Annotated in this window: 17 protein-coding genes; 6 read left to right on the plus strand and 11 right to left on the minus strand. The window is 49.3% G+C overall.

The window, feature by feature from the left end:
- The first annotated feature begins 332 nt into the window (after window positions 1–332).
- Entirely contained in the window at window positions 333–1,511 is a 1,179-nt protein-coding gene (lpxB, locus tag AKG43_RS08105) for a lipid-A-disaccharide synthase (protein ID WP_054600065.1), read from the plus strand.
- A gap of 94 nt (window positions 1,512–1,605) precedes the next feature.
- Here lpxB and AKG43_RS13335 read toward each other — a convergent pair whose 3' ends face one another.
- The gene (locus AKG43_RS13335; protein WP_082403033.1) at window positions 1,606–1,752 is read right to left on the minus strand and encodes a lipoprotein signal peptidase; all 147 of its coding nucleotides are present in this window, start codon (window positions 1,750–1,752) and stop codon (window positions 1,606–1,608) included.
- A gap of 90 nt (window positions 1,753–1,842) precedes the next feature.
- On the opposite strand from AKG43_RS13335, the gene AKG43_RS08110 reads away from it, so the two are divergent.
- Complete coding sequence (locus AKG43_RS08110) at window positions 1,843–3,261, plus strand: sodium:alanine symporter family protein (RefSeq protein ID WP_054600066.1); 1,419 nt, start codon at window positions 1,843–1,845, stop codon at window positions 3,259–3,261.
- A 97-nt stretch (window positions 3,262–3,358) separates the two neighbouring features.
- Here AKG43_RS08110 and AKG43_RS08115 read toward each other — a convergent pair whose 3' ends face one another.
- Window positions 3,359–4,321 (minus strand): L-lactate dehydrogenase, encoded by a 963-nt coding sequence (locus AKG43_RS08115; RefSeq protein WP_054600067.1) that lies wholly within the window; start codon window positions 4,319–4,321, stop codon window positions 3,359–3,361.
- A 218-nt stretch (window positions 4,322–4,539) separates the two neighbouring features.
- On the opposite strand from AKG43_RS08115, the gene apbC reads away from it, so the two are divergent.
- Window positions 4,540–5,619, plus strand: coding sequence for an iron-sulfur cluster carrier protein ApbC (gene apbC, locus AKG43_RS08120; RefSeq protein WP_054600068.1), 1,080 nt, complete (start codon window positions 4,540–4,542; stop codon window positions 5,617–5,619).
- 74 nt (window positions 5,620–5,693) lie between these two features.
- Here the strand turns inward: apbC and AKG43_RS08125 are convergent, their stop codons facing one another.
- Window positions 5,694–6,596: an ABC transporter ATP-binding protein gene (locus AKG43_RS08125; RefSeq protein ID WP_054600069.1), complete on the minus strand. Its 903-nt coding sequence runs from the start codon at window positions 6,594–6,596 to the stop codon at window positions 5,694–5,696.
- 339 nt (window positions 6,597–6,935) lie between these two features.
- Between AKG43_RS08125 and AKG43_RS08130 the strand changes: the two genes are divergently transcribed.
- Both AKG43_RS08130 and AKG43_RS08135 read left to right on the plus strand, forming a co-directional pair.
- Complete coding sequence (locus AKG43_RS08130; RefSeq protein ID WP_054600070.1) at window positions 6,936–7,502, plus strand: PepSY domain-containing protein; 567 nt, start codon at window positions 6,936–6,938, stop codon at window positions 7,500–7,502.
- Between the two features lie 270 nt (window positions 7,503–7,772).
- The gene (locus AKG43_RS08135; protein ID WP_054600071.1) at window positions 7,773–8,444 is read left to right on the plus strand and encodes a response regulator transcription factor; all 672 of its coding nucleotides are present in this window, start codon (window positions 7,773–7,775) and stop codon (window positions 8,442–8,444) included.
- 134 nt (window positions 8,445–8,578) lie between these two features.
- On the opposite strand, the gene AKG43_RS08140 is transcribed toward AKG43_RS08135, so the two are convergent.
- The 8 genes from AKG43_RS08140 to metG all read right to left on the minus strand — a co-directional run bounded on the left by AKG43_RS08140 (window position 8,579) and on the right by metG (window position 18,244).
- A complete protein-coding gene (locus tag AKG43_RS08140) occupies window positions 8,579–9,583 on the minus strand; it encodes a quinone-dependent dihydroorotate dehydrogenase (RefSeq protein ID WP_054600072.1) in 1,005 nt (334 codons plus the stop codon).
- Window positions 9,584–9,732: 149 nt separating this feature from the next.
- Window positions 9,733–10,248 carry a hypothetical protein gene (locus AKG43_RS08145; protein WP_054600073.1) on the minus strand — a complete coding sequence of 172 codons (516 nt, stop codon included), beginning with the start codon at window positions 10,246–10,248 and terminating at the stop codon, window positions 9,733–9,735.
- Window positions 10,249–10,415: 167 nt separating this feature from the next.
- Window positions 10,416–10,931: a hypothetical protein gene (locus AKG43_RS08150; protein WP_156300645.1), complete on the minus strand. Its 516-nt coding sequence runs from the start codon at window positions 10,929–10,931 to the stop codon at window positions 10,416–10,418.
- Window positions 10,932–11,629: 698 nt separating this feature from the next.
- A complete protein-coding gene (locus tag AKG43_RS08155) occupies window positions 11,630–12,172 on the minus strand; it encodes a hypothetical protein (RefSeq protein ID WP_156300646.1) in 543 nt (180 codons plus the stop codon).
- A gap of 194 nt (window positions 12,173–12,366) precedes the next feature.
- The gene (locus tag AKG43_RS08160) at window positions 12,367–12,645 is read right to left on the minus strand and encodes a hypothetical protein (RefSeq protein WP_054600076.1); all 279 of its coding nucleotides are present in this window, start codon (window positions 12,643–12,645) and stop codon (window positions 12,367–12,369) included.
- Window positions 12,646–12,656: 11 nt separating this feature from the next.
- Window positions 12,657–13,376 carry an N-acetylmuramoyl-L-alanine amidase gene (locus AKG43_RS08165; protein WP_197273136.1) on the minus strand — a complete coding sequence of 240 codons (720 nt, stop codon included), beginning with the start codon at window positions 13,374–13,376 and terminating at the stop codon, window positions 12,657–12,659.
- Window position 13,377: 1 nt separating this feature from the next.
- Entirely contained in the window at window positions 13,378–15,870 is a 2,493-nt protein-coding gene (locus tag AKG43_RS08170; protein ID WP_054600078.1) for a type VI secretion system Vgr family protein, read from the minus strand.
- Between the two features lie 157 nt (window positions 15,871–16,027).
- Complete coding sequence (gene metG, locus AKG43_RS08175) at window positions 16,028–18,244, minus strand: methionine--tRNA ligase (protein ID WP_054600079.1); 2,217 nt, start codon at window positions 18,242–18,244, stop codon at window positions 16,028–16,030.
- A gap of 700 nt (window positions 18,245–18,944) precedes the next feature.
- Here metG and tldD point away from each other — a divergent pair.
- Window positions 18,945–20,387, plus strand: a complete 1,443-nt coding sequence (gene tldD, locus AKG43_RS08180) for a metalloprotease TldD (protein ID WP_054600080.1) — start codon at window positions 18,945–18,947, stop codon at window positions 20,385–20,387.
- Window positions 20,388–20,435: the final 48 nt, after the last annotated feature.

The raw sequence follows: 20,435 nt of genomic DNA on the forward strand, positions 1-20,435 counted from the left end.
AGCCGATATAGCCAATCAACTTAATTTTTGCTACGGCGTTGTTAAGCCTGATAGTAAAAATTAAGTTGATTGACCATAGTCTTTAGTCTTTTATCATCATTCGGAAACGCTCAGGAAAAAATACAGATGCACCGCTGAAATTTCAGTAAGATGATGCCTCGAACAACAGATGTATAGTCAATCAACTTAATTTTTAATACAAGGCAGCAAATCGCATAAAGTATGAGTAATACGGCCAGCGCAGCAACGCCGCAGTAAAAGTTAAATTGACTGACCATAGCCACCTGCCCTATCCAACCGCTACCTTGTTATCCGATAACCCAACCAGCTTCATGAACCCACCTACCCAACACCACCGCCCCGTTACCATCGCCCTGTGCGTAGGCGAAGCATCGGGCGACCTGCTCGGCGCGCATTTGATGGATGCCATCAAACAGCGTTGCCCTCAGGCGCGTTTTATCGGCATCGGAGGCCCGCGTATGCTGGCCCGAGGGTTTGAAAGCCTGTACGAACAAGAAAAACTGGCCGTGCGCGGCTTTGCCGAAGTGGTGAAACGGCTGCCCGAAATTTTGAGTATCCGCAAAGGGCTGGTGCGCGACATGAAAAACATCCGCCCCGATGTATTTGTGGGCATAGACGCACCCGATTTCAACCTCGGCGTGGCCGAAAAACTCAAAAAAGCCGGCATTCCCACCGTGCATTACGTCAGCCCTTCCGTGTGGGCTTGGCGGCGCGAACGGGTCAATACCATCATTCATCAGGTCAACCGCGTGTTGTGCCTGTTTCCGATGGAACCGGAACTTTACCGCCAAGCCGGAGGGCAAGCCGAGTTTGTGGGGCATCCTATGGCGCAAACCATGCCGCTGGAAGCCGACCAGCAGGCCGCACGCCGGAGAATGAAAATCGAAGGCTGGGAAACCGTGTTCTGCCTGATGCCCGGCAGCCGCGTCAGCGAAATCGACTACATGGCGCCGATTTTCTTCCGCACCGCCAAGCTGCTGCTGCAACGCTATCCCAGTGCCCGCTTTCTGCTCCCCGTAGCTACCGTTGCCACCCGTCAACGCTTATTGCAGATTCTCGACCGGCCCGAATTCAGAGCCTTGCCGATACAGCTGATGTCTGCACACGCCGACTTGGCCTGTACGGCCGCCGATGTCGTGTTGGTAACCAGCGGCACGGGCACGCTGGAAGTGGCATTGTGCAAGCGGCCGATGGTGATCAGCTATAAAATTTCTCCGCTTACTTATGCTTATGTAAAACGCAAAATTACCGTGCCGCATGTCGGCCTGCCCAATATCCTGCTGGGCAAGGGTGCCGTGCCGGAGCTGCTGCAACATGATGCCGAACCGGAAAAACTGGCCGCAGCAGTGGCCGAATGGTATGAATCGCCTGAAGATGTAGCCGCGTTAAAACGGGATTTTCACGAACTGCACCTGCTGTTGAAAAAGGATACGGCCGCATTGGCGGCACAAGCCGTATTGGCGGAAGCAGGCATACAGATGCTGAAATAGACACAAGCAAACAAACTGTTATATTCATCGTTTATAGCCAATCAACTATAAAACTTGTTCGTTTCCGCCCAATCTATATTAGAATGCTTTGCTTTCAGACGGCCTGAGACCTTTGCAAAACCCTCAGATGTGGACGCAGTTCAAGGCGTAGCAGCGCAGCGAGTGCAGACATATCATACAGATAGGCAAACGAGCGAGCAGCGCACAACGCAGAAATGCGCCGCAGATGGGGGTTTTGCAAAGGCCTCTGCCTTTATTGCCCGTATTCACTCAGGCTCGAGCCAAGCATACGGTTCGATTCAAGCCATACAATCAAGTCGGAAACCTCATCATGGATATACAAACATTTCACGCACTGATCAATAAAATCAGCTCCCCGCTTTGGGAGGGCTTGATTTTCCTATTACTCGGCACCGGTCTGTTTTTCACGCTTGCCACCGGTTTTGTTCAATTCAGGCTGTTCGGCCGCAGTATCAAAGAAATGCTGGGCGGCAGAAAAGCAGGTGAAGACCCTCACGGTATCACGCCGTTTCAGGCGTTTGTGACCGGCTTGGCCAGCCGCGTGGGGGTGGGCAATATTGCCGGCGTGGCGATTGCCATTACTTTGGGCGGCCCGGGCGCGGTGTTTTGGATGTGGGTTACGGCATTAATCGGCATGAGTTCGGCATTTGCCGAATCCTCGTTGGCGCAACTGTTTAAAGTGCGCGACCATAAAAACAGCCAATTCCGCGGCGGCCCTGCTTACTACATTACGCAAGGATTGGGGCAGAAATGGCTGGGCATACTGTTTGCCGTAAGCCTGATTTTCTGTTTCGGCTTGGTATTTAATGCGGTGCAGTCCAACTCGATTGTGGCGGCTACCGAAGTGGCATGGGGCTGGGACAAACACGCCGTGGGCGTGGCTTTGGTGATTTTGACCGCACCGATTATTTTCGGCGGCATCCGCAGGGTATCGCGCGTGGCCGAGGCCATTGTGCCGGTGATGGCTACGCTCTATTTGCTCTTGGCCATGTATGTGATGGTAACCAATATTGCCGAAATCCCGCGTGTGTTCGGTTTGATTTTCGGTTCTGCATTTAATGTGGAAGCGGCCGGCGGCGGCCTGCTGGGTTCGATGATTTCGGCCGCCATGATGAACGGTATCAAACGCGGTTTATACTCCAACGAGGCCGGACAGGGTTCCGCACCGAATGCGGCGGCGGCGGCCGATGTGAAACATCCTGTTTCCCAAGGCATGATTCAAATGCTGGGCGTGTTTGTGGATACCTTGATTGTGTGTTCGTGCACCGCTTTCCTGCTTTTGCTGTCTGACGTTACGCCGGGCGAACTGACCGGCGTGCAGCTTACCCAAGCGGCCATCGTGAGCCATGTGGGTGCATGGGGTGCGGATTTTCTGGCCGTTGTGCTGTTTCTGTTTGCTTTTTCTACCGTTATCGGCAACTATGCCTACGCCGAATCCAACATTCAATTTATCAACAACCATTGGTTGGTGTTGGCGGTGTTCCGCATGTGCGTGCTGGGCATGGTGTATTTCGGCGCGGTAAATCATGTGCCTTTGGTTTGGGATATGGCCGATTTAACGATGGGCACGATGGCTTTAATCAACCTGTTGGCTATTTTGGCACTCAGCCCGCTGGTCTTCCTGCTGCTGAAAGATTACACCGCCAAACTGAAAATGGGCAAAGAGCCGGTGTTCAAACTGTCTGAACACCCGGTTTTGAAACGCCGCATCAAATCGGATATTTGGTAAGGATTGACCTGATTGAAACCGCCTTAATGTATGCCGCAGCCTATTCGCTTGCAGGCACATTAAGGCGGTTTTTTATGGGATTGAGGCCGTCTGAAAACTATACTTTGGCTAAAAACTCATCTACTTTAAGCTGATAACTTTTCAGCAATGCGGCCGATTCGGCGAATAAAGCCGATTCGTTTTCATCCAAAGGCTTGTTAATCACCCGCACCGCGCCCTGACGGTTAATCACCGCCGGCACGCCGATATACACGCCGTCCTGACCGAACTCCCCTTCCAGCAGGGTAGATATGGTGAGCACAACATTCTGATTGTGCAGAATCGCATTCGAAATACGGCTCAACCCCATGCCGATGGCCAAGCTGGTCGAACCTTTGGCATCTATGATGTCGTAAGCGGCATTGCGCACGGAGTCATAAATTTTTTCCATATGCTCTTTGCCGTTTTCTTCGCTTTCCAAAATCTCTTTCAACGGCATACCGGCAATATTGGCGGTACTCCATGCCGCAATCACGCTGTCGCCGTGCTCCCCGATCATCATGGCATCAATGCTGACCGGAGCCACTTTGAATTCGTTGCCCAAACACACGCGCAGGCGGGCGGTATCGAGTATGGTTCCCGAACCGATTACCCGTTCTTTAGGCAGGCCGGAAAACTTCCATGTTGCATACGACAATACGTCCACAGGGTTGGTGGCCACCAGAAAAATACCTTCGAAGCCCGAAGCCATTACCGAAGTAACGATGCTGTGGAAAATTTTGAGATTGTTGTCAATCAAATCGAGCCGCGTTTCGCCGGGACGCTGCGGCAAACCGGCACAGATACACACGATATCGGCATCCGAACAATCGGCATAATCGCCTACAAAAATCCGCGTGGGCGTAACGGCGTAAGGCACACCGTGGCGCAAATCGCGTGCTTCGCCTTCCGCACGTTTGCGGTTGAGGTCAATCAACACCATATCGTCGCAATGCCCTTGATTGAGCATGGAATACGCATAACTGATGCCGACCGCACCCGTGCCGATAATGGCAACTTTGTTACCTACTTTTTTTGTCATTTTGCTCTTTCCTGTATTGTTTGTTGTGAATGACTCTCAATTATAAATAAAACCACCCACCCGTTGAATCGTTGGAAAGATTAAACATTGAAAAAATAACGTGTACGGATCAATTCCAACATCCCGCCCCTGCCGTGAAACCCGCCTGCTCACCAACGGGCGGCAACGCTAAGGCGGTTCTGCTAAAATAACCGCCACACACCCACACAGAGAACATCATGAATCATTCAGCCATACACACCGCACTCGATGCGGTGCCCATTCCGCAAAGCAACCGCACATTGGGCGGCGAAAAAGCGGTTAAATCCATACAAGAGCGTTCAGACGGCCTCCATATCGGTTTGCAGTTCGGCTACCCCGCCAACCATATCAAACACGCTTTAACCGAAAATATTCAGACGGCCCTAACGGCAGCCGGCGGCAACTTGCCGATACATGTAAACATCGATGTAGCCGTAGAAACGCATAAGGTCCAACCCGGCGTAACCACCATCAAAGGCGTAAAGAACATCATCGCCATTGCATCGGGCAAAGGCGGCGTAGGCAAATCCACCACTGCGGCCAACCTTGCCGTTGCCATGGCCAATATGGGTGCCCGAGTAGGGGTGCTGGATGCCGACCTCTACGGCCCCAGCCAACCGACCATGCTCGGCGTGGCCGACCGCAAACCCGACCAGCAAAATAAAAAGCTCGTTCCCGTTGTATCCGCAAGCAGCATACAAGTGATGTCTATCGGCTTTTTGGTGGACACCGACCAAGCCGTAGTGTGGCGCGGCCCGATGTTGAGCCAAGCCTTGCAGCAACTGCTGTTTCAAAGCGAATGGAACGATGTGGACTATCTTTTTATCGACTTGCCTCCCGGCACCGGCGATATCCAGTTAACCCTGTCGCAAAAAATCCCCGTTACCGGCTCGGTAGTCGTTACCACACCGCAGGATATTGCGTTGATTGACGCCCGCAAAGCGGTAGATATGTTCCAAAAAGTGAACATTCCGATTTTCGGCGTATTGGAAAACATGTCGGTACACATCTGCTCGAACTGCGGCCACGCCGAAGCCATTTTCGGCAGCGACGGCGGCAAACATCTGGCCGAAAAACTCGGCGTGCCGCTGCTCGGCCAGCTCCCGTTAAGCCTGCCGGTGCGCGAAGCCATGGACAGCGGCACGGCAGAAAAGATGCAGGCTGCCAACCCCACCGTGGCCGAAATTTACACCCAAGCGGCGTGGCAGATTGCTTTGGCGGTTGCCGACAAAGGAAAAGACTTCAGCAGCCGTTTTCCGAAAATCGTGGTGGAATAATCTGCAACGCCCTGCCCATAAAAAACAGGCGGCCAAATGTGCCGCCTGTTTTTTATACAAAATCCGGTATTTCATCATTTCATCATCTGCACAAATACATCTTCCAAATCTGTTTCCGGCAGCGACATGTGCTTCACTTCCACACCCGCGTATTTCAAGGTTTGCAGCACAAACGCCAGCTGGTCGTAATCGTCGAGTTTGAACAAAACCTGCCCGTTGTCTTCCGACACCAGCCATTGGCGCAGATTATCGGGCAGCGTTCCCGCACCCAACAGCATTTCCGCCCGCACGCCCTGCTCGCTTTGCAACAGGTTTTCGGTTTTATCCAACGCAATCAGCTTGCCTTGCTTCATCATGGCGATGCGGTCGCACAGGCTTTGCGCCTCTTCCAAATAATGGGTGGTCAGAATCACCGTATGCCCTTCGCGGTTGAGACCGGAAATAAACATCCACAAACTTTGGCGCAGTTCCACATCGACACCCGCCGTAGGCTCGTCCAACACAATCACGGGCGGGCGGTGTACCAACGCCTGAGCCACCATCACCCGCCGTTTCATGCCGCCCGAAAGGTTGCGGGTATTGGTATATGCCTTGTCAGCCAAACCGAGATTGCGGATGATTTCGTCTATCCAGTCGCCATTGTTTTTAATGCCGAAATAGCCCGACTGGAATTTCAACGCTTCCAGCACGGTAAAAAACGGGTCGAACACCAATTCCTGCGGCACGACCCCCAAACTCATGCGGGCAGCGTAGCTGTCGGCAACCACATCATGCCCCATCACGCTGATGCTGCCCGAAGTTAAACGGCTCAAACCCGCCATGGCCGAAATCAAAGTGGTTTTACCTGCCCCGTTCGGCCCGAGCAGCCCGAAAAACTCTCCCTGCCCGACTTGGAAACTGACATCTTTGAGTGCGCAAAACCCGTTGGAATAGGTTTTGACGGCATTTTGAATATGAACGGCGGCTTGGGTTTGCATAATTTCTTTCTTTTCAGACGGCCTGCTGTGTCAGGGTGTGTCGTTGTCGGCTACACAGGCCAAGTTACCGGCAATACAGCCAATCGTTAAGTTGATTGGCTGTATCAAACAACAGAACCCCGATTATATAGTCAATCAACGCATTTTTAATACAAAGCAGCAAGCCGCAGTAAAAATGAAGTGGAACGACCACAAACACAAATGCGGTTTCACGGCAGCAGGCCGAAACCTTTTCAGACGGCCTGTTTTACACAATTTAAAGGTTCCCTAATTTTCACATAAACATTACCCTATACAATGTACATAATTCATCCCCTACCCCTATCAGAGGAATCCAATATGAAAAAAAATGTTTACACACTGGCCGCCATCGGCACCGCTGTTTTGGCACTGAGCGCCTGCGGTACTGCTTCTACCGCAACCGCCGCACCTGCACACCAGCACGGCCATACCGTTGAAGTGCCTACGCACGCATACCACACCACCGCACAAACTGCCGGCCTTTCTCCCGCACAAGCCATCTCCATCGCCCAAAAACAGGCCGGCGGACGCGCTACCGAAATCCACCTGAAAGGCAAATACGGAGCACCCGTGTATGAAGTAGAAGTACGCAGCGGCCAACGCGAACATACCGTTTATGTAGATGCCGCCAACGGCAAAGTATTGGGCAGCAAACTCGAAACCGAATGGAAACCGATGCGCCAAGCCGCCTTGCCTTTGGAGCGCGCCATTGAAATCGCCCAAAGCAAAATCGACGGCCGCGTATTGGAAGCCGAACGCGACAGCAACCGCGGGCAAATCGTTTACAAAGTAGAAATTCTCTCTGCCGACAACGTACCCTACAAAGTCATCGTAGATGCAAACAACGGCAACGTATTGGCATCATTTGTCGATTACGACGATTAAAACGATACGGCACACAGGCAAAGTTTCCGCAAAACAGCCCGGCCGGAATAACCGTTCAAACAAGCCAGGCAATGTTTTGCGAAACATCCGGGCCGTCTGAAAAAACCTGAAACCTTTCAGACGGCCTCATACCTTTACATACAAACCTGCCGGGTGCGGATACAGTTCAAAACACAGAGCAACAGGCAGAGCAGCAAAGCAGAAATGCACCGCAGGCAGTAAAGCAAGTTTGCACAGGTATCAGCCTTAATCTTCACAGCGGAGACATCCATGCGCATACTCTTGGTAGAAGACGACAACATGATCGGGCGCGCCGTAGAAGGCAGCCTGAAAGACAACCGTTATACCGTAGATTGGGTGAAAGACGGCAAAACCGCCATCGACACCATCACCGCCCAACCTTACGATGTCGTTTTACTCGATTTGGGTCTGCCGCAAAAAGACGGCCTGCAAGTGCTTGCCGGCATCCGCTCCCGCGGCCTTACCGTGCCTGTGTTAATCCTTACCGCCCGCGACGACATCCAATCCCGCTTATCCGGTTTGGATAACGGTGCCGACGACTACATCATCAAACCTTTCGATATGTCCGAAGTGCTTGCCCGCATCCGCGCCGTGTTGCGCCGCAGCGGCGGCAGCGCCGTCAATATGCTCGACAACGGCGTACTCAGCCTCGACCCCTCCACCTATTATGTCCGCCGCCACGACAACGGCGAAAACATCCTGCTTTCCAACCGCGAATTTGCCATTCTTCATGCCCTGATGCAGCACCCCGGCACCATTCTTTCCCGCAACGATCTGGAAGACAAAGTTTACGCATGGGGTGAAGAGCCGGAAAGCAACGCCGTCGATTACCTGATTCACGCCCTGCGCAAAAAACTCGGGCACGACAGCATCAAAAACGTCCGCGGCGTCGGCTGGCTGGTTCCCAAAAAAACAGCATGAAACCTTTGTCCCATCTGCGGCATATTTCTATATTGCTTGTTGCCCGCACGCCTTAAACCCCATCCATATCCGGCCGTCTGAAAAACAAAAAAGAGCAGCAATTTGCTCTTTTCTTCAATTTTATACATAGTTAATCAACGGCAAGCCTTCAAACACTCCCGCACCAACTCCGGGCCGCGGTAAATCAAGCCGCTGTAAACCTGCACGGCCGCAGCACCCAACCGCATCTTTTCAGCCGCATCACTACCGTTCACAATACCGCCCACCCCGATAACCGGCAATCGGCCTTCCAACTCTTTAACCAACTGCACAAGCACAAGGTTGCTCTTCTCACGCACAGGCAAACCGCTCAAGCCGCCCTGCTCCCCCGCTTGCGGATGGTTGCCGAGCGAAGATTTATCGATCGTCGTATTGGTCGCAATAATGCCGTCCATCTCCGTTGCCAACGCCACACGGGCGATTTCAGCCACTTGCGCCTCATCCAAATCAGGCGCGATTTTCACCGCCAACGGCACATAACGGCCTTGCGCGGCAGACAACGACAACTGCTTGTCTTTCAGCCTGCCCAACAACGCCGTCAACTCATCCCCGCCTTGCAAATCACGCAGGTTTTTCGTGTTCGGCGAAGAAATGTTTACCGTAATATAACCGGCATATTCATATGCTTTTTCCAAACAAATCAAATAATCAGATGCCGCCTGCTCAATAGGCGTATCGGCATTCTTACCGATATTGATGCCCAAAACACCGTTGTAACGGCTGTTGCGGATATTATTGAGCATCGCATCAATACCGTGATTATTAAACCCCATACGGTTAATAATCGCCTGATGCTCGGGCAGGCGGAACAAACGCGGCTGAGGATTGCCGCTCTGCGGACGCGGCGTCACCGTACCCACCTCGATAAAACCGAAACCCAAAGCCGCCAACGCATCAATATACGCCCCGTTTTTATCCAAACCCGCAGCCAACCCCACAGGATTGGGCAAATCCAAACCCATTAAACGGGTCGGGCGGGTATCGCGGTCGATGGTGGGCAATACCCCCAAACGGTAAGCCGAATTCAACGCATTTAACACAAAATGATGTGAAGTTTCAGGGTCTGTTTTAAACAACAGCGGACGCACAAAAGAATACATAGAATAAGCCGTTTGTAAGTGATTTCTGATGAAGATATTTTACCTGAACGGTATCGTTTCGGGCAGCTTTGAGAGTGTTGCCGGAATAAAACTTGAGGCCGTCTGAAAAATAGTAAATGGCTTTTCAGACGGCTTTTTTTGACAGCATATTATTTTGATTCGGGCAGTTTGCCTTTCAAATAATCTTGATAGTTATATGTATCATACATTTTTGAAAATCTTCCGGGTTTGTAGATACCATAAGTACCCATAAAATTTTTATCTTTTTCCCACATAAGTCTTGTATCATAAAACTTGCCGTTTAAGCGGAAGCTGACTAAAAAATGATGTACGCTCGGTCGCAGTGTATCCCGGTCAAATTCGGAATATAAATAACGTCCGCGTATGGTTGGCTTAACTTCGCTTACAAACCGATTATAAGGTAGGTTATCTTCAGTAATAATTTCTTTATACAGAATTGTCCAATAAAGGTTTTGGATAAAGGAATCGGCAACGGGCATGGCAATACCATTTTTGTTGATAATGTCATGATCAGAGATCTTCAGATAAGGTTTATCAGCCGATAGCCATTGTTTGGCACTAAACCAAAATTTCCTATGGGGGAAAGAGGGGTCATCATCGTCCACATACCGTAATACATACATCTGATATTTCTGCTGTTCCATATAGTAAAATCCTGCCAGTGTTAGCAAGATAAATCCAACCAATATAGCAATTACTTTATTTCTATTTCTTCGACCGGTACGTTTGCAGATCATGTTCAATTTTTCCTAAGTGTCGGCAGATAAAAGCCGTCTGAAGACTCTTTTCAGACGGCCTTTTTGACAGCATATTATTTTGATTCGGGCAGTTTGCCTTTCAAATAATCTTGATAGTTATATGTATCATACATTTTTAAAAATTCTCCGGGTTTATAGATACCATAAGTACCCATAAAATTTTTATCTTTTTCCCACACAAGTCTTGTATCATAAAACTTGCCGTTTAAGCGGAAGCTGACCAAAAAATGATGTTCGCTCGGCCGCAGTGTATCCCGATCAAATTCGGAATATAAATAACGGCCGTATATGGTCGTCTTAACTTCATGCGCAAAGCGATCATAAGGCAGATTTTGTTCGGTAATGATTTCGTCATATACCAGTGTCCAGTAAAGATCTTGGATGAATAAGTCTGCTTCAGGCATGTTCATGCCGTTTTTATTAATGATGAAATGATCAGAAGCCTTCAGATACGGTTGATCATCCGTTAGCCATTGTTTGGCACTGAACCAAAATTCCCTATGGGGAAAAGAGGGGTCATCATCGTCCATATACCGTAATACATACATCTGATATTTCTGCTGTTCCATATAGTAGAATCCTACCGTTGTTAATAAAATCGATCCAATCAATAAAATAACGGCCTTATTACTGCGGCCGATAGGTTTGCAAATCATCTTTCAATCCTCCCGGTGTTTGCCCTGAAGTGGGCGGATGCCATGCACCTTTCGGCATAATCGGCCCGCCACCGTTATCTTTATTAAATTCTCGTGCTTTAATCGATTCTCTTCTTTCTTCAAGAATAGGATATGAATTAATTTTGCTTCCTAAAGCCTGTAACTCATTTAGTTTTATTTATCTTAAGATAACAATCTAAAATTATTCTAAAAAATAAGCATATATACAACAATAACCACAATATAAAAATAACGTTTTTGCCTTTAAAAATGGTTGAAAAAGCTATATCATGAAAATATGAGGTCTCCATTAAATATAAGAAAAATAGAGATATAAAAAATGATAACAATAGAGAAAATATCGAAAATAACTTTGAATAAATGTTTAATAAGAATGAAATTAGACTAAACACAAAGAGGGTAATTGATGAAATTATTAATAACATATAATCACTATTTCCTGCTCCTTGTAAATCAGAAATTTTATATAAGTCACCTTCTTCTATATATGAGCTAATGTATAATCCTCCGTGAAAATTTATTATAAAACTTAAAAAAGTCAACAAAAAGCTAAACAAAATATAAATTTTCATAGTGCGTATTTCAATATTTTAAAATTGAATTTTTAATGATCCATCAAATTGCCATTCTGATAAATCTTGTTCAATATAAGAATTACAAATTTCTCTTTCACACCCATCAGGCTGGCTTGTTAATATACCATCTAGTGCCATTTTAATTGCATTTTGCCATTTCCAAGATCTGCCATAAACACTTTTAATAATTTTATGATTAGGAATTTGATTATCAATATAACTCTGTAACCCTTTAGTTCCTGCGTTATGAAAAACAGTTGCTTCAAATACTGTAAGTTGTCTTTTCCTTTTCAATTGTTCATTATTAATATTTTTTCCGATCAAATCTAAGGCAATTTCAGCATCCGTAGAGATTATTGTAAATGTTTCTTCTAAATAATTAGGATTTACTTTTTCATTCAATCCCAATAAATCAGCAGCTAATCCTAATTGCATTTCTCCATATCCGTAACTTGAATGTCTATCTAAAATCATGCCGTTAAGGCTGCTTAATCCATTTTTTCGAGCTGCCCAAATTCCATGATATTTCTCTTGAAATATGATTGATGCAATAGCCATTACATCAACATTGTTTTTACTTGCAGAATATTTAATCTGTTTTCTTAAATAAGAAACCCATCTTAGGCCATATGGAATATCATGTCTGAATATATTTGTAATGCCTTGGTTTTTTTTGTTATTTGGATTGGATTCTGTATTCGCTTTCGTAACCTTAATATCAAAAGTTGTGTATAACTTTATAAGTTCTGATTTTATTTACCAATTAAGGACTTTTTAGCTTCTTCCTGCATTTCTAAAGTACATGGGAATTGTCTGAAAATATTGGCATTACAATATGATAAATATTTTTTTAATTCCTCTTTAGGTACATCGCTAATCTCTCTCTCTCCTATGTGGTCATAATAAAAGATCTTAAATGACCATGGTTTTTTTAGAAAAAACATATAAGAAAAATCAAACTCTCCTACTCTGTGAACAATCCCTATAAATAAGTAAAATAATAAAAAAAGAAAAACAAATATTTTTTTCATACATTCTTCTCTCAAGGCTTTTTCAGGTCAAATTCTTTCCTCAATTCAGCTATTTTTTCCATTGCAATACTACCTGGACATGTTCTTACATCTCCAGGTAAAGCAAATTCTTTATGGCCGCCTAATTCTTTAATTTCAAAGAATCTCATTAAACATCGTATCAAAACTCTTAAAGCAGCTATTTGAGAGTCAGGAAGTTGTCTCATATAATAAAAATAGTCTAATTGATCAGCCCATGTGCTAGGATCTTTAAGGGAAAGCTTAGCCTCTCCTGGTTTAGAAAAATCCCCCAGTAAAAGAATACCTATTTTTTTTGAATTATTATTTCTGACATGAGATCCCTTAAATCTTATATCGCGACCTTCTGCAATAATTCCCGAACAACCAACTGCATAATGATAGCCAATATCTGAGTATTTATCTTTATCCATATGCTTGTTTTGAACTTCTGGTAAAGCACCATACATTGCAGAACATCCATGTTGAGGTGAATTTCCTTGATGATGAATTACTATTGAACTGTAATCCCATTCATCCACCAATCCTGATTTAGCAGCTCTTGCCTTCCATTCTGACCGCTCTAAAAATTTATTATCGGATATAACAGGTAAATTTTTTTCTAAATAATTAATGATCGCTTGTCGAGTTGCTGCCCTGTCGTTTAATGTTATTTCTACAGCTTGTACATTATTGCTATGGACTAAAGTAAGGTTGGTATTTTTGTCTGCCATTTTATACCTCATCAATTCTTAATGTTCTCTTAGGAGCTTTGAAGACGACATGTATTGATGCTATATCTTTTTGTGGGGATTTTAAATGCAAAAAACCCTCCTTATCAGTTGATAATATTTGTTTTTCTCCCGATGAAAATGTGACTACACATTTTCGCTGTTTTATAGGTTCCCCTGTTTCGCTATTTTTCACGAATAACTTTGCTTCATATATTGGAAAATTTTGAATAGAAAAAAAATCAAATTCTATTTTCTTCGGCCCCATCACCTGAAACCCCGCACACTTCACCCACACCATCTTCGGGCAGCCCAGTTCGATATTGCCATCCTTAATCTTGATGTACGCCCCGCCGCTGGTGAGCAGGATTTCGTCTTTCGCCGCCACGGTCACTTTGCCGGCACTGCTGGTAATGGTGGCGTCTTTCAGCGCATTGATCTGCATCTCGTCGTTCTGTGCCTGAATCTCTACCTTGCCCTGATTGGCTTGGAGTTTTGCTCCTTTGCTTTGGGCGAACAGGTTGATGCTCTCTACCGCATGGGCGGTAAAGTTGCGGCCGGTGCTGATGTCGGTGTCGCCGCCGCTGATGTGGTGGATGTGTTGGCCGGCGGTGTGCAGTTGGCTTTGCGGGGTGGCGGTGGCGATGCCGTCGGGGGCGGATTGGATGATGCCGGCGCGTTGCAATTGTTTGAGGCTGTCGTTCAGACGGCCTGCCTGCTCTTCGGCCTCGGTGGCTTCGTTTTTTGCAGTGTGGGCGGCTTTATTGAGGCTTTTGGCTAAACTGAGTGCCTGTTCCATTTGGGCGATGGCGGCATCCATATCCAACACCTGTCCCGCCGCCTGATTTTGGGCGTCGGTACTGATGAACAAACCCTTGCCCGCCCTAACCGCACCCCAGCTGTCGGTACGCAACTCGAAGCCTTCGCCGTTGTCGCCGCGTTTTTGTCTTTGGCTGTCGACGATATGGCCGAGGTTGAGTTGGGTTTTGCCGTATTCGGTCGCCAGTTTGATGTGTTCCTGACCCTGTTTGTCTTCCATCCGCAGTTTGTTGTTCGCCCAGGTGCGGATGACGTTACGGGTGTTCCAATCGGCGGGAACGTGGTCGGGGTGGGAACTGTCGTGCATCACGCCGCTGATGTAGGGTCTGTCGGGATTGCCCTGGACGAACGACAGCATCACTTCGGTGCCTTCGTGCAGCGGGAAGTGCTGGCCGTAGGCGGGGCCGGCATAGGGTTTGGCTAAGCGGATGGGACGGCTTTCCCCGCCCGGGCTCCATTCGTCGAGGTCGAACGGCAGTTTGACGCGGTAGCGCCCCATGTTGTCGATATAGGCGTAGGTGTAGTTGCCGGGGCTGGTGACCCGCGCCGGTAGGCTGCCCTGGATCTTGGGTAACGGGGTGATGCGTTCGGGGCGGAAGATGCTGTCGGCGGGAATGGCGGTGAAAGTATGGCTGTATGTTTGGTCGCGGCTGCCGCTGTGGGTGAGCGACACCGCCAACCAGCCGTTGGGTGCTTCGCTGAAGGCCGGGGCGGTCTGAAACACTTGACCGGGGCTGAGCGCGGTAATGTTGCCGCTGCCGGATGCAACAATACGGCGGCTGTGGTCGAGTTGTTGCAGTAAGGCCGTCTGAAGCCGGGCTTCTTCGGGTGTTTTTTGATGCAAACCCCAATGGCTGTCGCTGCCGAGTAAGACGCTGCTGTCGGTCTCCGTACCCTTCGCCGTTACTTGGGACGATAAGTCGGTATCGGCATCGCGGTAGTTGTAGTCGCCGACGCGGATGGATTCGAGAATGGGGTTGTGTTTCACCTGTAAGGCGAACACCGCTTCCTCGCCGACGCTCTCCAACCCGCCGTGGGGGCGGTAGGCATACGGAGGACGGTTGTCGCGAAAATAATGGGCGGCATCGTCGCCGAATACCGCCACATCGCCATATTGGGCGTTCTGCTCGAAGGCGTACCAAATGCCTTCTTCTTCGCACAGCCGGTTGATAAAGGCAAAGTCGCTTTCCTGATACTGGGTCACATACTCGCGCACACCGTATTCGCGTGAGGTATTGAAACGGAAATCGACGCCGGAGAAGCCGTGGTGTTTCAGCAGTGCGGCAATGATGTCGGGCACGTTTTGGTTTTGAAACAGCCGTGAAGTGCGGTGGTGCTTCAATGCGGCGATGCGCGGTTCCAATACCATGCGGTAACGGGTTTCGTCGGCCGATACCGACAGCTTCTCGCAGGAAGTGATGATGCCGCTCCATTCCTTTAGCGCTTGGGGAGTCAACATTCCTTCAATCAAACCCAACGCATCAGAGCTTACCGGCGTTACCGTAAACTTAGCCGCTTGGTTGATGTACGACGACAGCGGTAAGTCGGCATCAGCGGAAGTGAGTTCGATGTCGAGACGGTAGGCTGTATTCAATGCTTCGGTGGCGGTGAAGGAGACGACGGAGAGGGACGGGCTGAAGCGGGAGAAGCTCAGACGGTAGGATTGGGTTTGGGTCATCGCGGGCGTTCCAAAACTGTATTCAAAGTATCAGGATTGAAGAAGTATGTTTTGGAAATATATCAGAATGAATATTTTTGCCCAATATGGGTATGACAAAAGGCCGTCTGAAATTTCAGACGGCCTTTCTTTATTGATATTGCTTAAATCGGAGAAATCAACCCACCTTATCCCCCGGCTGTGCGCCTGCATCCACGTCCAGCAGCTTCAGTTTGCCGTCAGCCGTAGCGGCGGAAAGGATCATGCCTTCGGATACGCCGAATTTGGCCATTTTGCGCGGGGCGAAGTTGGCGACGGCGATCACCATGCGGCCGTTGAGTTCGGCGGGGTTGGGGTAGCTGGCGGCGATGCCTGAGAAGATGATGCGTTGTTCAAAGCCGAAGTCGAGGTCGAATTTGAGCAGTTTGGTGCTGCCTTCTACGGCTTCGCAGTTCAGCACTTTGGCGACGCGCATGTCGATTCTCATGAAGTCGTCGAAGCTCGCTTGCTCGGCGACGGGCGCGTATTGGTTGGTTTCGGCGGGGGCGGCTTCGGTTGAGGCCGTCTGAATGCTTTGTTTGTTGGCTTCGATTAAATCGTCCACTTGTTTTTGCTCCACTCGTTGCATTAAATGTTCGTATTTGTTGATGGTATGGCCTTCGGGCAGCACGGTTGCGGCATCGGCCCAACGCAGGCCGTCGAGATTGAGGAAGGCGGCGGTGCGTTCGGCGACTTTGGGCAGCACGGGCGCGAGGTAGATGCTGAGGATTTTGAAGGCGTTGATCAGCTCGCTGCATACTTTGTGTAATTTTTCTTTTGCAGCTTTTTCATATTCTCTGTCCTTATGTATCTCCCATGTGGAATCGTCTATCTCACCTTTATCAATGCTTTCAACTAATTCTTGTGGAGATGGAATGCCTTTATGTTTATTGGGGAATGGATTATCTATATCAAAAGCTAATTTATTTAATTCCCATGGTTTTTTTTCATCAACGTATTCGTTCACCGCATCAGCCAGCGCCATGATTTCGCGCAGGGCTTTGGCGTATTCGCGGTTTTCAAAATCGGCGGCGATGTTGTCGCGCTCGGCGGCGAGTTTTTGTACCAATTTGCTGCCTGAAACATCTTTCAGTTCGCCTTCAAAGCGTTTGGCGATAAAGCCTGCGGCGCGGGCGGCGATGTTGACGTATTTGCCGACCAAATCGCTGTTGACGCGGGCGATGAAGTCGTTCAGGTTTAAGTCGATGTCTTCGATTTTGCTGTTGAGTTTGGCGGCGATGTAGTAGCGCATCCATTCGGGGTTGAGGCCGCCGTCGAGGTAGGATTTGGCGGTGATAAAGGTACCGCGCGATTTGGACATTTTTTGGCCGTCGACGGTTAAAAAGCCGTGGGCGAACACGCCGGTGGGGGCGCGGTGGCCGCTGAATTTGAGCATGGCGGGCCAAAACAGGGCGTGGAAGTAGAGAATGTCTTTGCCGATGAAGTGATACATCTCGGTTTGGCTGCCGGCTTGGAAATATTCGTCGTAATTCAGGCCGGTGCGGTCGCACAGGTTTTTGAACGAGGCCATGTAGCCGACGGGCGCGTCGAGCCAAACGTAGAAATATTTGCCGGGTGCGCCCGGGATTTCAAAGCCGAAGTAAGGTGCGTCGCGGCTGATGTCCCAATCGGAAAGGGTGGTTTCGCCGTTTTCTCCGCCGCCCAGCCATTCGTTCATTTTGTTGAGGGCTTCGGCTTGCAGGTGCGGCTGGATGCGGCCGTCTGAAAGCGTGGTGCTGCCGGAAGTCCATTCTTTCAGGTAGTCGGCACACTCGCCGAGCTTGAAGAAGAAGTGTTCGGATTCTTTCAGTACGGGGGTGGCGCCGGATACGGCGGAATAGGGGTTGATCAGCTCGGTGGGCGAATAGGTGGTGCCGCACGATTCGCAGTTGTCGCCGTATTGGTCTTTAGCGTGGCATTTCGGGCATTCACCTTTCACGAAGCGGTCGGGCAGGAACATGTTTTTTTCGGGGTCGAACAGCTGCTCGATGACGCGGCTTTCGATTTTGCCGTTGGCTTTGAGGGTAAGGTAGATTTGCTCGGAAAGCTGTTTGTTTTCAGGCGAATGGGTGCTGTAATAGTTGTCGTAGCCGATGTGGAAGCCGGTGAAGTCGGCCAAATGCTCTTCGCGCACTTTGGCAATCATGTCTTCGGGCTTCATGCCTTGTTTTTGGGCGGCCAGCATCACGGGCGTGCCGTGGGTGTCGTCGGCGCAGCAGTAATGGCATTCGTGGCCGCGCAGTTTTTGAAAGCGCACCCAGATGTCGGTTTGGATGTGCTCGACCATGTGGCCTAAGTGGATGCTGCCGTTGGCATACGGCAGGGCGGAGGTAACGAGGATTTTGCGTTGGGTCATGGTTGGTGTTCGATAAACGGAAAACTAAAGTGGTGAATTATAGCGTATAAAACGGATATAGGCCGTCTGAAAGCGTGGGGGGGGATTAAAGCAGAGAGCAGGTTTTCAGACGGCCTCAAGAGCAGGAAGTATTTGGAAGCACTAATCTAAAACACCGAACCGCTGCATCAGGGCAGCGGTTCGGTGTTTCGGTTTTGAGTATTTGATGTAAAGGGAACTGTATATCTCGTATATGCGCACTCCGGTAAGAAAGAGGGAATAAAAAGAAACAATCTCTTCAGGTGTTTAATGGACCCGGCATTTAGGATGTCTGCCAAGTGTCTTTATTCTGCACTAAACAATAATAATTATCAATAATAAAAACCAAGAAAATTAATTAACTTTTATAACATAATGAAAATAAAAGAAATTAATTTCAAACTTGGCCTAAAGCAGGTTGCCGTCAAGCACGATATATATCCGGATGTTTCTCAATCCACCCCATAGCCGAAAGCAACAGCCGTATCAAGCCGCCGCCAAATCCCTTATAATTTTGATACAAAACGATACTTGCCGCCCTATGCAGGCCGTCTGAAACCTTTATTTTTATATTTAAATATGACTAAGGCAGCCCCATATCAGGCTTCGGCACCAGTTTAGCCGTATTCTTTTTTATCGACCGATGCCGTCTGAAAAGCATCGCACAACCCGATCGAATTATATGTTCCACACTTATCAAACCGTACAACGCGACTTACTCGAAGCCAACCGATTGTCGCCCGAAATCCTGTCTCAAAGCTTGAGCATCATCGGCACCCATCATGTGGATTATGCCGATATTTACTGCCAACGCACCGCGTTTGAAAGCTGGCATCTCGAAGAAGGCATGGTGAAATCGGGCAGCTTTCAAATTGATCAAGGCGTAGGCGTGCGTGCCGTTTCGGGCGACAAAACCGCTTTTGCCTATGCCGACAGCCTCGATGCCGCCTCTATCAACCGCTCCGCCCAAGCCGTGCGTGCCATCGGTGCTGCCGGCCAACACGCATCGGTGCCGGTGGCTGCCGCCCACCACGGCAAAAACGTACACGCAGCCGTTAACCCGATTATCGGTTTGGATTCGGCGGCCAAAGTGGCTTTGCTCAATAAAGTGGAAGCACTCGCCAAAGCCGCCGACCCGCGCATCGTGCAGGTGATGGCAGGTCTGACTTGCGAATACGACATGATTTATCTTGCCCGTTTAGACGGCAGACACGCCGCCGACATCCGCCCGATGGTGCGCCTGAATGTAACCGTGATCGCCAAGCAGGGCGACCGCCGCGAACAAGGCAGCGCAGGCGGCGGCGGGCGTTACAGCTTGGATTATTTCGACGAAAACCGCGTCGGCCAATATGTTCAAGCCGCCGTAAAACAGGCACTGACCAATCTCGAATCCCGCCCCGCCCCCGCAGGCGCCATGACGGTGGTGCTGGGCAACGGCTGGCCGGGCGTGCTGCTACACGAAGCGGTGGGGCACGGCTTGGAAGGCGATTTCAACCGCAAAGAAACCAGCGCATTTGCCGGAAGAATCGGCGAACGTGTGGCGGCCAAAGGAGTAACGGTTGTCGATCAAGGCGATATTGCCAACCGCCGCGGCTCGCTCAACATCGACGACGAAGGCAACGAAACCCGCCGCACCGTGCTGATTGAAGACGGCATTCTCACCGGCTATCTTCAAGACGAAACCAACGCACGCCTGATGGGCGTATCGGTTACCGGCAACGGCCGCCGCGAAAGCTATTCGTCCACACCCATGCCGCGCATGACCAACACTTTTATGGAAAACGGCAGCTATGATCCCGAAGAAATCATCGCTTCTGTCGATAAAGGCATTTATGCGGTGAACTTTGGCGGCGGTCAGGTAGATATTACCAGCGGCAAATTCGTATTCAGCGCATCCGAAGCGTGGTGGGTGGAAAACGGCAAGCTGCAATACCCCGTAAAAGGGGCAACCATTATCGGCAACGGCCCCGAAGTGCTGAAACACGTTTCGATGATCGGCAACGACACCGCGCTCGACACCGGCGTGGGCGTGTGCGGCAAAGAAGGCCAAAGCGTACCTGTTGGCGTCGGCCAGCCGACTCTGCGGATTGATGCGGGATTAACGGTGGGCGGCAGCGAAGTGTAATACGCCGCAACTTCCAAGGTTTTACAACCGGCAATCAGGCCGTCTGAA

It is taken from the genome of Neisseria sp. 74A18, from assembly GCF_001308005.1.
Lineage (GTDB): Bacteria > Pseudomonadota > Gammaproteobacteria > Burkholderiales > Neisseriaceae > Neisseria > Neisseria dumasiana.